Annotated in this window: 16 protein-coding genes; 13 read left to right on the forward strand and 3 right to left on the reverse strand. The window is 73.0% G+C overall.

The features are described from left to right. Nucleotides 1–123: 123 nt before the first annotated feature. From HNP84_RS22290 to HNP84_RS22300, 3 genes are all read right to left on the reverse strand, one after another. A complete protein-coding gene (locus tag HNP84_RS22290; protein ID WP_185051717.1) occupies nt 124–1,536 on the reverse strand; it encodes a PTS transporter subunit EIIC in 1,413 nt (470 codons plus the stop codon). Nucleotides 1,537–1,647: 111 nt separating this feature from the next. Then, on the reverse strand, nt 1,648–2,991 hold the full coding sequence (locus HNP84_RS22295; RefSeq protein WP_185051718.1) for a PTS transporter subunit EIIC: 1,344 nt from the start codon (nt 2,989–2,991) through the stop codon (nt 1,648–1,650). A gap of 34 nt (nt 2,992–3,025) precedes the next feature. Then, nucleotides 3,026–3,766 (reverse strand): GntR family transcriptional regulator, encoded by a 741-nt coding sequence (locus HNP84_RS22300; RefSeq protein ID WP_185051719.1) that lies wholly within the window; start codon nt 3,764–3,766, stop codon nt 3,026–3,028. A gap of 170 nt (nt 3,767–3,936) precedes the next feature. Between HNP84_RS22300 and HNP84_RS22305 the strand changes: the two genes are divergently transcribed. The 13 genes from HNP84_RS22305 (at nt 3,937) to HNP84_RS22365 (ending at nt 14,590) form a co-directional block, all read left to right on the forward strand. Continuing rightward, complete coding sequence (locus HNP84_RS22305; RefSeq protein WP_185051720.1) at nt 3,937–4,971, forward strand: SIS domain-containing protein; 1,035 nt, start codon at nt 3,937–3,939, stop codon at nt 4,969–4,971. A gap of 56 nt (nt 4,972–5,027) precedes the next feature. Beyond that, nucleotides 5,028–5,264: a PTS sugar transporter subunit IIB gene (locus HNP84_RS22310; RefSeq protein ID WP_185051721.1), complete on the forward strand. Its 237-nt coding sequence runs from the start codon at nt 5,028–5,030 to the stop codon at nt 5,262–5,264. A gap of 61 nt (nt 5,265–5,325) precedes the next feature. Further along, a complete protein-coding gene (locus HNP84_RS22315) occupies nt 5,326–5,775 on the forward strand; it encodes a PTS sugar transporter subunit IIA (RefSeq protein ID WP_185051722.1) in 450 nt (149 codons plus the stop codon). Between the two features lie 14 nt (nt 5,776–5,789). Continuing rightward, nucleotides 5,790–6,503 (forward strand): HAD family hydrolase, encoded by a 714-nt coding sequence (locus HNP84_RS22320; RefSeq protein WP_185051723.1) that lies wholly within the window; start codon nt 5,790–5,792, stop codon nt 6,501–6,503. Nucleotides 6,504–6,525: 22 nt separating this feature from the next. Beyond that, on the forward strand, nt 6,526–6,783 hold the full coding sequence (locus HNP84_RS22325) for an HPr family phosphocarrier protein (RefSeq protein ID WP_185051724.1): 258 nt from the start codon (nt 6,526–6,528) through the stop codon (nt 6,781–6,783). 1 nt (nt 6,784) lies between these two features. Further along, a complete protein-coding gene (gene ptsP, locus HNP84_RS22330) occupies nt 6,785–8,467 on the forward strand; it encodes a phosphoenolpyruvate--protein phosphotransferase (protein WP_185051725.1) in 1,683 nt (560 codons plus the stop codon). A 107-nt stretch (nt 8,468–8,574) separates the two neighbouring features. Then, on the forward strand, nt 8,575–9,894 hold the full coding sequence (gene nagZ, locus HNP84_RS22335; protein ID WP_246518483.1) for a beta-N-acetylhexosaminidase: 1,320 nt from the start codon (nt 8,575–8,577) through the stop codon (nt 9,892–9,894). 73 nt (nt 9,895–9,967) lie between these two features. Next, nucleotides 9,968–10,618 (forward strand): HAD family hydrolase, encoded by a 651-nt coding sequence (locus HNP84_RS22340; RefSeq protein ID WP_185051726.1) that lies wholly within the window; start codon nt 9,968–9,970, stop codon nt 10,616–10,618. A 46-nt stretch (nt 10,619–10,664) separates the two neighbouring features. Then, complete coding sequence (locus HNP84_RS22345; protein WP_185051727.1) at nt 10,665–11,171, forward strand: DUF6912 family protein; 507 nt, start codon at nt 10,665–10,667, stop codon at nt 11,169–11,171. 50 nt (nt 11,172–11,221) lie between these two features. Continuing rightward, nucleotides 11,222–11,854: an HAD family hydrolase gene (locus HNP84_RS22350; protein ID WP_185051728.1), complete on the forward strand. Its 633-nt coding sequence runs from the start codon at nt 11,222–11,224 to the stop codon at nt 11,852–11,854. A 53-nt stretch (nt 11,855–11,907) separates the two neighbouring features. Further along, complete coding sequence (locus HNP84_RS22355) at nt 11,908–12,684, forward strand: HAD family hydrolase (protein ID WP_312925474.1); 777 nt, start codon at nt 11,908–11,910, stop codon at nt 12,682–12,684. A 26-nt stretch (nt 12,685–12,710) separates the two neighbouring features. Beyond that, on the forward strand, nt 12,711–13,640 hold the full coding sequence (locus HNP84_RS22360; protein WP_185051729.1) for a LysR family transcriptional regulator: 930 nt from the start codon (nt 12,711–12,713) through the stop codon (nt 13,638–13,640). Between the two features lie 86 nt (nt 13,641–13,726). Continuing rightward, the gene (locus HNP84_RS22365; protein ID WP_312925476.1) at nt 13,727–14,590 is read left to right on the forward strand and encodes a serine hydrolase; all 864 of its coding nucleotides are present in this window, start codon (nt 13,727–13,729) and stop codon (nt 14,588–14,590) included. Nucleotides 14,591–14,643 lie beyond the last annotated feature (53 nt).

The following is a 14,643-nucleotide window of genomic DNA, read 5'->3' on the forward strand; positions in this document are numbered from 1 at the left end:
TCCGTTTCGTGCGGGGGCGTGTCGTGTTCGTCGTGATCAAGAGTTTTCGGGCCCCTCTCCGGATACCGCGCGCGCCAGCTTCCCGCGCCGGCGTCCCCATGCGGGCGGCTTCGGGGGGAAAGGTCAGCCGCGGTTGGGGCGGCGGGTGCCAGGTTCCGGTGGGTTTCGGCGGCGGTCGCCGGGGCGCTCGGGGCGTCCGGAAGGGGGCCGGGCGGGGCGGGCGGGCTCGCCGGCGTCCGGTTCCTCGGGCTCGCGGCCGGGGGTGGGGATGTTCAGCGTCCTGATCAGCACGCTGAAGACCACGTAGTAGATCACGAAGTACAGCAGGCCGAACGCCAGGATCAGCCCCAGCCCGTGCGTGTTCGACTTGCCGGCGTTGAGCAGCATGTCGATCGCGCCCGCGGAGAAGTTGAAGCCGAGCCTGGCGTCCAGGGCCGACAGCAGCGCCATGGAGGAGCCGAGCAGCAGCGCGTGCACGACGAACAGCACCGGGGCGACGAAGATGAAGGCGAACTCGATCGGCTCGGTGATCCCGGTGACGAACGAGGTGAGCCCGGCGCCGATCATGATGCCGCCGACGGCGGGGCGGCGGTGGCGTGGGGCCGCGCGCCAGATGGCCAGCGCCGCCGCCGGGAGGCCGAACATCATGATCGGGAAGAATCCGGTCATGAAGATCCCGGCGCCCTGCTCGCCGGCGAAGTAGCAGTTCAGGTCGCCCGCCGCGGTGCGCGTCGCGCCTTCCACGCCGGCGGTGCACTCGGGGATCGTGAACCACACGATCGTGTTGATGAAGTGGTGCAGGCCGAGCGGGATCAGCAGCCGGTTGGCGACGCCGTACACGCCGGCGCCGATCGTGCCGTGCTCGGCCAGCCAGTCGCCCGCCCCGCTCATCCAGTCGCCGATCGGCGGCCAGACGAGGCCGGTGACGACGCCCAGCGCCAGCGCCGCCACCGCGGTCACGATCGGCACGAACCGGCGCCCGCCGAAGAACGCCAGCCAGGAGGGCAGCTTGATCCGGTGGTAGCGCTGCCACAGCAGCGCGGCGAGCAGGCCGATCACGATGCCGCCGAGCACGCCGGTCGGGTTCTGCGCGCCCAGGTTGAGCTGTGCCACGGCCCGGCCGTCCGGGTCCAGGGCCGTGATCAGGACCTTCTTGTGGACCGCGCTCTGGGGCGGGGCGTCGAAGAACATGACCTTGCTGACCCGGTCGAAGACCAGGTAGCCGACCAGCGCGGCCAGGGCCGTGGAGCCGTCGGCGCGGCGTGCGAAGCCGATGGCCACGCCGACCGCGAACAGCAGCGGCAGGTTGTCGAACAGGGCGCCGCCCGCCGCCGCGAAGATCCCGGCGACCCGGTCCAGGAACGCGCTGTCGGTGCGTCCCAGCAGGTCGTCCTGGCCGAAGCGCAGCAGCAGCCCGGCGGCCGGCAGCACGGCGATCGGGAGCATCAGCGAGCGCCCGATACGCTGCAGCACCGCGAACGCGGCCGACCAGATCGAGCCGCCCCCGGCGGTGCCCTCGGCGGCCGTCGTGCCCATCCGTCCCTCGCTCCCCATACGCCCTCGCCGGGGGGAGGCACGGTGTTCCTACCACGGATCGCCGGCGTGTACGCCCCGGCGGGGCAGGCCGCCGGGGCCGTACGCGTCCGGCTAGGTCGCCGCGGAGGCCCCGGGTTTGGCCGGGGTGCTCTCGCCGGAGTCCACGTCGGGTTCCGGCTCGCGCCCGGGGGTCATGATGTTCAGCCGCCTGATCAGGAAGCTGAAGATCACGTAGTACAGGATCGCGTAGATCACGCCCAAGCCCATGATCAGCCAGAAGTTGTTGGTGTTGGACTTGGACAGGTTCAGCACCGCGTCGATCAGCCCGGCCGAGAACCCGAAGCCGAGCCAGCCGTCCATCGCCGCGGTGATCGCCAGCGCCGCGCCGGTGAGCAGCGCGTGCACGATGAACAGCACCGGGGCGACGAAGATGAAGGCGAACTCGATCGGCTCGGTGATGCCGGTGACGAAGGAGATCAGCGCCGCGGAGAACATGATGCCGCCGATGGCGGCGCGGCGGTGCGGCGGCGCGGCGTGCCAGATGGCCAGCGCGGCGGCGGGCAGGCCGAACATCATCACCGGGAAGAACCCGGCCATGAACTCGCCCGAGCCCATGTTGCCGGCGAAGTAGCAGTTCAGGTCGCCCGCGGCCGTCGTGGTCGCGCCGTTCACGCCCGCGGTGCACTCGGGCACGGTGAACCAGACGATGGAGTTCACGAAGTGGTGCAGGCCGAGCGGGATCAGCAGCCGGTTCACCACGCCGTAGATGCCGGCGCCGATGGTGGAGTGGGTGGCCAGCCAGTCGCCGAAGTCGCTCAGCCCCTGGCCGATCGGCGGCCAGATCAGCCCGAAGATCACGCCCAGCACCAGCGCGGCCAGCGCGGTGACCATGGGGACGAACCGGCGCCCGCCGAAGAACGCCAGCCAGGCGGGCAGCTTGATCCGGTAGTACCGCTGCCACAGCAGCGCGGTGACGACGCCGATGAGGATGCCGCCGAGCACCCGCGTGGGGTTGGCCGAGGCGAGATTGATCATGTCGACGGCGGTGCCGTCGGCCCCCACCACCTTCTGCGAGACCTGCCCCTTGAGGTCGGAGTTGAAGAACATCAGGTGCGTGACCCGGTCCCAGACCAGATAGCCGACGACGGCGGCCAGTGCCGTGGAGCCGTCCGCCTTGCGCGCGAACCCGATCGCCACGCCCACCGCGAACAGCAGCGGCAGTGCGTCGAACAGGGCGCCGCCCGCCCCTCCGACGATCGCGGCGACCCGGTCCAGGGTGACGTTGTCCGTGCGGCCGAGCAGGTCGTCCTGGCCGATGCGGAGCAGCAGCGCGGCCGCGGGGAGGGCCGCGATCGGGAGCATGAGCGACCGGCCGATGCGCGACAGCACCGCCATGACGGCCGATTGGGACTTGGGTGCCGCGGGGAGGCCCGCGTCCGCTGAGGTGGAACTCATCGGGCATTCCTCCAGGGGGGTGTGAGGGGAGGAGTCAGCTACGTCGTTGCGGTATCTCCAGGACCGTGCGGAGCTGGTAGCGGTCGGCGCGGTAGGTGGAGACGCCGAGCTCCACGCACACGCCCGCCGCGAACGAGCGGCGTTGCAGCAGGAGCGCCGCGCCGCCGCGGGGCAGTTTGAGCAGGTCGGCGTCGCCGGGGTCGGCGACTCCGCCGTCGATGGTCAGCTCGCCGGCGTCGAGCACGAGCCCGTAGCGGGATTCGAGCAGGCCGTAGAGCGAGCGGTCGGTGAGGTCGTGGGCGGACAGGTCGGGGGCGAGCGCGACCGGGATGTGGGCGCGCTCGATGCACAGCGGCTCGCCGTCGGCGGTGCGCAGCCGCTCGATGAAGTGCACCTCGTCGCCGGGCTGGATGCCCAGCTCGCGCGCCAGGTGCGCGCTGGCCCGCACGATCCGCCGGTCGAGGTCGCGCGAGCCGGGGGTCAGGCCGCGGGCGCGCATGTCGTCGGTGAAGGAGGTGAGCCGCAGCGTCATCTCGATCTTGGGCCGGGCCACGAAGGTGCCCTTGCCCGCGACCCGGTGCAGCCGTCCCTCGGAGACGAGGTGGTCCACCGCCTGGCGCACGGTCATCCGGGACAGACCGAAGCGCTGGCACAGCTCGCGCTCGGACGGGATCGCGGCGCCGATGCTCAGCTCGTTGCTCTCGATCAGGTCGAGCAGGATCTCGCGGAGCTGGAAGTACTTGGGCACCGGGCTGTCCGGGTCGATCTGTGCCACGGTCCTCCCTTCCCGTGGGTCGGATGGGTTATGGTTCGTACTGGTCTAGTCCGGACTAGACCACAGGCCGGAAATGGGTGTCAACGTTCGGGTAGGAGACGAGTCGGTAACGGTACGGCCAACCGGCCGCCGCCTGCGGTCCCGCCTGCGAGTCGGAGGAAGAGCGCCTGATGACGACCAGAATGCGCAGCGAGATCGGTGAGCAGCCGACGGCGTTGCGCGCCACGCTAGACGCCCTCCTCCCGCGGGTGGACGAGGTGCGGCGGCTCGGCGACCAGACCCGCCAGTTGCTGTTCATCGCCCGCGGCACGTCCGACAACGCCGCCGTGTACGGCCGCTATCTGACCGAGGCGCGTACCGGCCGGCTCGCCACGCTGGCCGCCCCGTCGATCGCCACCACCTACCGGCGCAAGCTCGACCTGGACGGCGTGCTGGCGGTCGCGCTGTCGCAGTCGGGCCGCACCGAGGAGATCGTGGAGACGCTGACCTGGGCCGCCGACTGCGGGGCCAGGACCGTCGCGATCACCAACGGCGGGCCGGAGTCGCCGCTCGCGCAGGCCGCCGACCTCGCGCTGTGCACCGAGGCGGGCGAGGAGAAGGCGGTGCCCGCCACCAAGACGTACACCACGGCGCTGGCCGCGCTCGCCGTGCTCGCGCTCGGCCTGGGCGCGGACGTCGAGCCCGCCGACCTGCAGCGGGTGCCCGACGCGGTGGAGAAGCTGATCCACGACCCGGGCGACCTCGACGCGGTGGTCGAGGGCCTGGCCGGCAAGCCCGGCGTGGTCGTGTCCGGCCGCGGCATGGCCTTCTCGACCGCGCTGGAACTCGCGCTGAAGCTCAAGGAGGCGTGCTACATGCACGCCATGGGCCTGTCGTACGCCGACCTGCTGCACGGCCCGATCGCGGTCGTGGACGCCGACACCCCGGCCATCCTGGTGGCCGCGGGCGAGGGGCCGACCCTGCCCGGCACCATCGCGCTGGCCGAGCGGGTCACCGGCGCGGGCGCGGCGGCGTACGGCGTGGGCGGGGGCACCGGGCTCGCGGCCGTGTCCACCGCCTCCCTGAACGGGCCCGACCTTCCCGAGTGGGTGGCCCCGCTCGGCCTGATCGTGCCGGGACAGTTGCTCACCGAGGCGCTTGCGCGCAGGCTGGGGATCGATCCCGACGCGCCGCGGGGCCTGAAGAAGGTCACCCAGACCGACTAGGCCCGCGCGGGACGTCGTTTAGCCTGGTCACAGGGGTGCTGGAGACTGGAGGAGACATGGCGGCAGACGCAGAGGCGATCATCGCCGGTCTCGGTGGTGCCGACAACATCATCGAGATCGAACCGTGCATCACCCGGCTGCGCACCGAGGTGCACGACGCCTCCAAGGTCGATCAGGCCGCGCTCAAGGCGGCCGGCGCCCACGGCGTGATGGCGGCGGGCAACATCGTGCAGGTCGTGGTCGGCCCCGAGGCCGACACCATCGCCAGCGACATCGAGGACATCATCGGCTGAGGTCACCGGCGGAGCCGGCCGGGCCCCGGACGGGCCCGGCGCGGCCGGACAAGGGGGTGTCATGAGCACGATCGTCCTCGCCCCGGTGGCGGGCACCGCGCTGGCCCTGGCCGAGGTGCCCGACCCCGTCTTCTCCGCGGGCATGGTGGGTCCCGGCGTCGCGATCGACCCCGAGCGCCGGGCGGGCCCGGTCGTCGCGCCCGTGGACGGCAAGATCATGAAGCTGCATCCCCACGCCTTCGTCATCGTCGGCGCCGACGGCCGGGGCGTGCTGGTCCACCTCGGCATCGACACGGTCCAGCTCAAGGGCGAGGGGTTCGAGCTGCTGGCCGCCGAGGGCGACCGGGTGCGCGCCGGCTGGCCGGTGGTGGCCTGGGACCCGGCCGGGATCGAGGCCACCGGCCGCTCCCCGATCTGCCCGGTGGTCGCGCTCGACGCCGCATCTGCGGACGTTTCCGGCATCGCCGCAGGCAGTGTGTCCGTGGGGGCCCCGCTTTACACGTGGAGATGATATGACTTCGAAGCGTGACGGCGGCACTGTTCAGCCTGGACGGGACCCTCATCGACACCGAGACGCGTCACCTCGCCGCGTGGCGGGTCCTGTGCGAGCGATACCAGGTCTTCCACAACGACGGACTGCTGCGCGGCTTCCTCGGCCGGCGCGGCGAGGACGTGCTCAAGGAGCGGGCTCCGCGCTACTTCCGGGGCAGGTCGGTCGAGACCATCCTGAGCGACCTGCTCGACGTGTACGAGGACCCGAAGGTCAAACTGCCCCCGGTGAAGCCCATCCCCACCGCGGTGGCGTTCATGAAACGGGTGCACGAGAGCTACACCAAGACCGCGGTGGTCAGCTCCTCCTACACCTGGTGGACGTGGCACTACATGGAGGTCGCCGACGTGTGGCACCTCACGACCGAGGTGGTCACCGGCGAGCAGGTCTTCGAGGGCAAGCCCAACCCGGTCGGATTCCTGCTGGCCGCGGAGCGCCTGGAGGTCGATCCGGCCGACTGCGTCGTGTTCGAGGACTCCGTGGCGGGGGTCAAGGCGGCCAAGAAGGCGGGCATGGCCTGCGTCGGGGTCGCGACCACCCACCCCGACCACCTGCTCGCCGAGGCCGACCGCGTGGTGATGGATCTCAGCGAGCTGGAGTGGCCACTCGAACACCCGCGCCCCAGAAGGGGACGATGGGGTGATCCCCCAGAGTGGCTGGTGCAACGCCGGGGCAGCCGGCGCAGATGACAGGGCGAACCAAGGAGGAACCGTGCCAGAACGCAGGGTGACCGTCCAGGCGGAGGTGGGGCTGCACGCCCGCCCGGCGGCGACGTTCGTGCAGAGGGCGGCCCAGGCCCCGATCGCCGTCACCGTGGCCAAGGGCGGCGGCGAGCCGGTCAACGCCAAGAGCATCCTCTCGGTGCTGGCGCTCGACGTCCGCCAGGGCGAGAACGTCGTGATCAGCGCCGAGGGCGAGGGTGCGGAGGAACTGCTCGACGAGCTCGCCGCCATAGCCTCGGCGCCGTGACGTGGACACGCTGAACGGCGCCGGGGTGAGCCCCGGCATCGGGCTAGGGCCCGCGCACGTGCTCCTCGCCGAGATCCCCGAGCCGCCCCCCGGCGCCCGGCACGACGGCGACGCCGAGGCCGAGAAGGCCCGCGCGTACGACGCTCTGGAGCAGGTCGCCGCCGACCTGGAGGCGCGCGGCGCCAAGGCGGGCGGCGAGGCGCAGGACGTCCTGGAGGCCCAGGCCATGATGGCCCGCGATCCGGGCCTGGCCGAGAGCGTGGCCGAGCTGGTCGGCGGGGGCATGGCCGCGGCCCGCGCCGTGTACGAGGCGTTCGCCGGCTACCGCGAGATGCTGGCGGGGGCGGGCGGCTACCTCGCCGAGCGGGTGGCCGACCTCGACGACATCCGCGACCGCACGATCGCGGTGCTGTCCGGGCTGCCCATGCCGGGCGTGCCCGCGGCGGCCGACGAGCCGTACGTCCTGATCGCCCGCGACCTGGCCCCCGCCGACACCGCGGTGCTCTCGCGCGAGGTGGTGGCGGCGTTCGTCACCGAGGAGGGCGGGCCGACCAGCCACACCGCCATCCTGGCCCGCGCGCTCGGCGTGCCCGCGGTCGTGGCCTGTCCCGGCGTGACCCGGATCGCGCCCGGCACCCGGGTGCTGGTCGATGGCGCGTCCGGCGTCGTACGGCTGTCGCCCGGCGAGGACGAGATCACCACCGCGCGCAACGCGGCGGCGGCCAGGCAGGCGCTCCTCGCCGCGGCCACCGGCCCCGGCAGGACCGCCGATGGGCACCTGGTGCCGCTGCTGGCCAACGTCGGCGGCCCCAAGGACCTGGAGGCCGCGCTGGCCAACGGGGCCGAGGGCGTCGGGCTGTACCGCACCGAGTTCCTGTTCCTGGACCGGGCCGAGCCGCCCGGCGCCGAGGAGCAGGAGGCCGCGTACCGCGCGGTCCTGAACGCCTTCCCCGGCGGCCGGGTCGTGGTGCGCACCCTCGACGCGGGCGCCGACAAGCCGCTGGCGTTCCTGCCACCCCCCGGCGAGGAGCCCAACCCGGCGCTGGGCGAGCGCGGCCTGCGCATGTTCCGGGTGCACCAGGAGGTGATGTCGGCCCAGCTCGGCGCGCTGGCCAGGGCCGCGGCGGGCTCCCGGGCCAAGCTCCAGGTCATGGCCCCGATGGTGGCCGGAACCACCGAGGCCGAGTGGTTCGTCCGCGCCTGTCACGAGGCCGGGCTGCACGAGGCCGGGATCATGATCGAGATCCCGGCGGCCGCGCTGCGCGCCGCCGACCTGGCCCGGGTGGTCGACTTCTTCTCCATCGGCACCAACGACCTGGCGCAGTACACCTTCGCCGCCGACCGCCAGCTCGCCTCGCTGGCGTCCCTCCAGGACCCGTGGCAACCCGCCCTGCTCGACCTGGTCCACCTCGCCGCCACCGGCGCGCGGACCCAGGCCAAGGGCTGCGGCGTGTGCGGCGAGGCGGCGGCCGACCCGGTGCTGGCCTGCGTCCTGGTCGGCCTGGGCGTCACCTCCCTGTCCATGGGCGCCCCCGCCCTGCCCGCCGTACGCGCGACGCTGGCCCGCCACACCCGCGAGCAGTGCGAGGTGGCCGCCACCGCCGCCCGCGCGGCGCCGACCGCCCAAGAGGCCCGCGCGGCGGCCCGCGCCCACCTCCCCGGGTTGTCCGACCTGGGGTTGTGAGGGCGGCGCGTCGTGAGCGGGCGCGGTCGTAAACGGTGGCTCAGGGGGTGTGCCGGGCCGGGCTATGGCGGGCGTGTCGTGTCCGGTATCCGGATACCGTGGGTCTCATGGTGCGGTGGACGACACGAGCGGCGGGCATCCTGATGATCCTGGGTATGGCGGCGGGTTGTGCGGGGTCCGGCCAGGCGGCCAAGGGGTCCTCGCCGCGGCCGGTCTCGCACAAGCCGCAGCAGGCGCAGAGCCCGACCCCCACCCCCAAGGCCACCGCGACGGCGGCCGAGATCGACGCGATGATCGCCAAGATGAGCGTGGCCGAGAAGGTCGGGCAGTTGTTCATGCCGGTCCTGTACGGCCAGGCCGCCGACACCGTCTCCGGCGACAACCAGGCCCGTTACGGCGTGGGCACCGCGGCCAAGGCCATCGCCAAGTACCGGCCGGGCGGGGTGATCCTGTTCCCGTGGGCGGGCAACGTGAAGAGCGTGCGGCAGGTCGTGGCGCTCACCAACGGGTTGCAGAAGGCCTCGCCGGAGATTCCGCTGCTGATCGGCGCCGACCAGGAGAACGGGCGCGTGTCCCGGCTCGCGCCGCTGATCACCGTGCTGCCCGGGGCCTCGACCATCGGCAGGACCGGCGAGCCCTCGCTGGCCAGGCGGGCGGCCGAGGTCACCGGCAGCGAGCTGCTGGCGCTGGGGGTGAACCTGGACTTCGCGCCGGTCGCCGACGTCAACGTCAACCCGCGCAACCCGGTGATCGGCCCCCGCTCGTACGGTGACGACCCCAAGAAGGTCGCGGCCATGGTGGCGGCGGCCGTGCGCGGCTTCCACGACGCGAAGGTGGCCAGCACCGCCAAGCACTTCCCGGGCCACGGCGACACCACGGTGGACAGCCACACCGGCCTGCCCGTCATCGACCACACCCGGACCCAGTGGGCGAAGCTGGACGCCCCGCCGTTCGAGGCCGCGGTAGAGGCGGGCGTCGATGCGATCATGAGCGCCCACGTGGTCATGCCCGAGCTCGACCCCTCCGGCGACCCGGCCACCCTGTCCAAGAAGATCCTCACCGGCCTGCTGCGCGAGCGCCTGGGCTTCGAGGGCGTCGTCTTCACCGACGCGCTCGACATGGCGGGCGTCCGCAAGAAGTACGGCGACGGCGAGGTGGCCGTGCGGGCGATCCTGGCCGGGGCCGACATGATGCTGATGCCCCCCGACTTCCCCAAGGCCCATGGCGCGGTCATGGCCGCGGTCAAGTCGGGCCGCATCAGCCAGGCCCGCCTGGATGAGTCGGTGCGCCGCATCCTGACCCTGAAGGACCGCCGCGGCCTGCTGCGCGAGGCCCCCGTGGCCGACGCCGCCGCCGCCGAGAAGCTGATCAACTCGCCGGCCCACCGCGAGGTCGCCCGCGAGATCGAGGAGAAGGCGGGCTCCTGATCGCTCCTCCCCGGACGAATGCCGCACATCCAGAAATGTCTACTCTTGGGGGGAGTTGGCGGCTGGAGGCGGCATGTTCAAGGGTGTTCTCATCGACTGGGCCGGGGTGTTGACGACCAGTCTCTCGGGGGCGGTCGCGGAGTGGATCGCGGCGGAGCGGATCGACGCGGTGCGGTACGGACAGGTCATGCGCGAGATGGTGGACCACGCCTACGACGGGGCGCGCGACGGCGAGAACCCGATCCACGCGCTGGAGCGCGGCGAGATCGACGCGCTGACCTTCGAACGGGACCTGGCGGCGCGGCTGGTCACCCTGGACGGCGGGCGGCCGGTGGCCGAGGGGATGCTCACCCGGATGTTCTCCGGCTTCAAGCGGGTGGAGCCCATGTACGACATGCTGCGGGCCGCCCGCGCGGGCGGGCTGCGTACCTGCCTGGTGTCGAACTCCTGGGCCAACGAGTACCCGCGCGACGACTGGGACGAGATCTTCGACGCGGTGGTGATCTCCGGCGAGGTGGGGATGCGCAAGCCGGAGGAGCGGATCTTCCGGTACGCCCTGGAGCAGGTCGGGCTCCCCGGAGAGGAGTGCGTGTTCATCGACGACATCGAGGCGAACATCGTGGCCGCGCGGGCGCTGGGCATAACCGGGGTGCACCACCGCGACCCCGCCGAGACCATCCCCGCGTTGGAGAGTCTGCTCGGGATCGCACTCGCGCGACCCTGAGGGCTGGCACACTGTGTGCCCTTGAGCACCTTCAGAACGAGGAATCATGCGCGTCTATCTGCCGTCCACGCTGCCGGGGCTGGCCCGCGTGGCCAAGGCCGGTGAGCTGGGTCCGGCCCCGCTGACCGGCTTCGCGGTCACGCCGTCCCTGATCGAGTGGTATGTCTCGGGTGACACCGAGGAACTGGAGTACGTCGCGCTCACCGAGGCCGCCAGGGCGTCCCTGCGGATGCTGGCGGTCGACCGGGCCGACGGGGTGCCGGTGCCCCCGCGCCGGGTCGTGGTCGCGGCCGAGGTGCCCGACTCCGCCGTCAGCGTGGGGCAGGACCTTGAGGAGCGCGCCCGCGTGCGCCTGTCGCAGCCGGTGCCGCTGGCCACGATGGCCTCGGTGCACGTGGACGACGAGGAGGCCGCGGCCGACATCGAGGCGGCCATCGCGGCCCTGCCCGCCGCCGACCAGGGCGACGACGACGCGCAGTTCACCGTGGACGGCGCCGAGGCGCACGAGCTGATGTGGTACGCCACACAGGAGATCCCCGATCTGCTTTCGTAGTCCCGCCGTTAACGCGCATGTCGTTCGCGATAGCTAGGCTTGACGGCGATATGACGCACATTGTCTGGGATTGGAATGGCACGCTCTTCCACGACATCGACGCCGTCGTGGGAGCGACCAACGAGGTGTTCCGCCCGTACGGGCTGGGCGCCATCACCACCGACGGCTTCCGCGAGGTGTACACGCGGCCGATCTGGGTGGCCTACGAGCGGATGCTCGGCCGCCCGCTGCACGAGGGCGAGTGGGAACACCTCGACGAGGGCTTCCACGAGCACTACCACCGGCTCATGCTGGAGTGCGACCTCGCCGCCGACAGCCGCCCCAGCCTCACCGCCTGGGAGCGGTCGGGCGGCACGCAGTCGCTGCTGTCCATGTGGGGCCACGAGCGGCTGGTGCCCAAGGTCGCCGAGTTCGGCATCGACGTCCACTTCACCAGGATCGACGGGCTGCGCTCCGCCTCCGGCGGGCACAAGGCCGAGCACATGGTGGCCCACCTCGCCGCGCTCGACGTCGATCCCGCCGAGGTGCTGGTGATCGGCGACAGCGTGGACGACGCGCACGCCGCCATGCACGTCGGCGCGCGGGCCGTGCTCTACACCGGCGGCATGACCCGCCGCGCCGACCTGGAGGCGCTGGGCGTGCCGGTGGTGGACACGCTGACCGAGGCCCTCGACCACGCCTGACGGATACCGGTCTGTGGCGCGACCGCGGGCGCCGCGCCCGGTACGCTGAGCGCGTGATCACCGGCGTGCCCGCGCACGCCGGCCGCACCCCCCGGAGGCCCGCCATCGACCGCCGTCTGGTTCTGTGGAACATCGACCTGACCCTGGTCGATGTGACCATCGTCACCCGCGACGCGTACGCCGAGGCGTTCCGCCAGGTGACGGGGCGCCCGCTGGTGAAGCTCGCGCCCGCCATGGGCCGTCCCGACTCCGAGATCATCTTCGAGACGCTGGCCGTCAACGGCATCGTCGCGGAGGACGAGCACCTGCCCGCGTTCATCGCCGCGCTCACCACCGCCTTCGCCGCCCGGCGCAAGCGGCTGGACCGCGAGGGCCGGATGATGCCCGGGGCCAAGGACGCGCTGAAGGCCGTGGCCCGCCTCGACGGCGTGGTGCAGTCGGTGCTCACCGGCACGATCAAGGGCAACGCGGTGCACAAGCTGGCCGCGTTCGGCCTGGACAAGCACGTCGACTTCGAGATCGGCGGCTACGGCGAGGAGGTCTACCCCAAGGCGACGCTGCTCCAGGTCGCCCAGGGCCGGGCCAAGCAGAAGTACGGCTGCGCGTTCACCGCCGCCAACACCGTGCTGATCGGCGACTCCACCCGCGACGTGCAGGCCGCCCGCATCGGCGGCGCCGGCATGATCGCGGTCGCCACCGGCCGGTCCACCCCGGCCGAGCTGACCGAGGCCGGGGCCGACATCGTGCTGCGCGACCTGGCCAACCCCTCCGAGGTGGTCGCCGCGATAGCCCGCCTGACCGCCGCCGGCACCCAGGTCGGCACGGGCTGACCCCCGCGCCGCTATCGTGGCCGGTTGTGGACCTGGTGCGGCACCTGTACTACTTCACCGTGGTCGCCGAGGAGCTGCACTTCGGCAACGCCGCCGTCCGGCTCGGCATGGCCCAGCCCCCGCTCAGCCAGCGGATCAAGCGGCTGGAGGAGGAGCTGGGCGTACGGCTGTTCGACCGTTCCGGGCGCCAGGTCCGGCTGACCGAGGCCGGGCGGCTGCTGCTCGGCGAGGCCCGCGAGATCGTCGCCCGCGTGGAGCGGCTGCGCGCCCTGGCCCGCGACGGCGCGGCGGGCGCGGCGCTGCGGGCCGCGGTGCCGCCCGACCTGGGCGCGCCGGTGATCGGCGCGCTGGTGGCCGGCTTCAGGGAGGCCGCGCCCGGCGTACGCCTGGCGCCGGCCGAGATGTGGACCGCCGACCAGGTGACCGCGCTGGCCGAGGGCGCGCTCGACGTCGGCGTGGTACGCCACCCGGTCACCGCGCCCGGCCTGGCCTTCGGCCCGGTGCTGGTGCAGACGCCCGGCGTGATCCTGCCCGAGGACGACCCCCTGGCCGCCGCGTCCACCGTGCACCTCGCCGACCTCGCCGGGCGCGATCTGGTGCTGTTCCCGCGCGACGGCGAACCCGGGGCGCACGCCGAGACCGTCGCCGAGTGCCGCCGCCACGGCTACGTGCCGGAGGTCGTGCACGACGGCGTCACGCTGGGCCTGGTGCTGGCCGGGTCGGCGGTCGCGCTCGGCCCGCCGGCCGAGCTGGCGGGCGTACGCTGGCGCCCGCTGCTCGGCGCGCCGATCGCCTGGCGGGTCTCGGCCGCGTGGCGGACCCGGAACGAGGCGGTGTCGGCGTTCGCCGCGGTCGCGCAGCGCGTGCTGAAGGAGGAGGCCGGAATGACCGACGAGGGCGCCGCGCCGCCCAGGCGCGTCACGGCCCTCCGCCCCGCCACCGGGTTCCTGGCATGAGCACCGGCCCCGGCGCGAGCCCTGTCCACGGCGCGAGCCCTGTTCCCGGCGCCGGCCCCGGCGCGAGCCCCGTCCCCGTTCCCGGCGTGAGCGCCGGCAAGGGCGGCTTCGACGCGCTGTTCCGGGCGGCCGGGGTCACCGGGTGGCTGCACGCCCTGGACGTGGACACCGGGCGGGTGGTGGAGTCGGGCGGCGACGTGCCGGTGCCGACCGCGTCGGTGTTCAAGCTGCCGCTGCTCGTCGCCTTCTGCCGGGCGGCCGACGCGGGCCGGCTCGATCCGGCCGAGCGGGTCACCGTGCCGGCCGCCGCGCGCGTCTTCGGCCCCACCGGCATCTCGGCGATGCTGGACGACGTGACCATGAGCCTGCGCGACCTGGCGTACCTGATGATCGCGGTGAGCGACAACACGGCCGCCGACGCGCTGGTCGCGAGGGTGGGCCTGGACGCGGTCAACGCCGCGCTCGCCGACCTCGGGCTGCGGCGCACGGTCGTCGAGCACGACTGCGCCGGCATGTTCGCGCGCATGGCCGAGGACACCGGCGGCGAGTGGCCGGTCACCGACCCCGATGTGATCGCCCGGCTGCGGGTGCTCGACCCGGCCCGCACCAACCGCAGCACCCCCAGGGAGACCGCCGAACTGCTCGCCATGATCTGGCGCGACGAGGCCGCCGGCCCGGAGTCGTGCGCGTGGATGCGCCGGCTGCTCGGCCTCCAGGTGTGGCCGCACCGGCTGTCGTCCGGCTTCCCCTACGACGACGTGTCGGTCAGCGGCAAGACCGGCACCCTGCCCACCCTGCGCGCCGAGGTGGGCGTCGTCGAGTACCCCGACGGCGGCAGGTACGCCGTGGCCGTCTTCACCCGCTCCTTCAGCCCCGCCCTGAACCAGCCGCGCGCCGACGCGGTGATCGGCACCGCCGCCCGCATGGCGGTCGATCGCCTGCGGGGATAGTCCACACAGGGGGGCCGATGGTGACTTCCGTCCGGCCTCACACAAAGATGGGG

This window comes from Thermocatellispora tengchongensis (genome assembly GCF_014202315.1).
Lineage (GTDB): Bacteria > Actinomycetota > Actinomycetes > Streptosporangiales > Streptosporangiaceae > Thermocatellispora > Thermocatellispora tengchongensis.

What these genes read in the sequence shown, in the direction of transcription:
- HNP84_RS22315 (WP_185051722.1), top strand. Translation starts at nt 5,326, where the DNA reads ATGAGCACGATCGTCCTCGCCCCGGTGGCGGGCACCGCGCTGGCCCTG.
- HNP84_RS22295 (WP_185051718.1), bottom strand. Translation starts at nt 2,991, where the DNA reads ATGAGTTCCACCTCAGCGGACGCGGGCCTCCCCGCGGCACCCAAGTCC.
- HNP84_RS22305 (WP_185051720.1), top strand. Translation starts at nt 3,937, where the DNA reads ATGACGACCAGAATGCGCAGCGAGATCGGTGAGCAGCCGACGGCGTTG.
- HNP84_RS22345 (WP_185051727.1), top strand. Translation starts at nt 10,665, where the DNA reads ATGCGCGTCTATCTGCCGTCCACGCTGCCGGGGCTGGCCCGCGTGGCC.
- HNP84_RS22290 (WP_185051717.1), bottom strand. Translation starts at nt 1,536, where the DNA reads ATGGGCACGACGGCCGCCGAGGGCACCGCCGGGGGCGGCTCGATCTGG.
- HNP84_RS22340 (WP_185051726.1), top strand. Translation starts at nt 9,968, where the DNA reads ATGTTCAAGGGTGTTCTCATCGACTGGGCCGGGGTGTTGACGACCAGT.
- nagZ (WP_246518483.1), top strand. Translation starts at nt 8,575, where the DNA reads ATGGTGCGGTGGACGACACGAGCGGCGGGCATCCTGATGATCCTGGGT.
- HNP84_RS22350 (WP_185051728.1), top strand. Translation starts at nt 11,222, where the DNA reads ATGACGCACATTGTCTGGGATTGGAATGGCACGCTCTTCCACGACATC.
- HNP84_RS22310 (WP_185051721.1), top strand. Translation starts at nt 5,028, where the DNA reads ATGGCGGCAGACGCAGAGGCGATCATCGCCGGTCTCGGTGGTGCCGAC.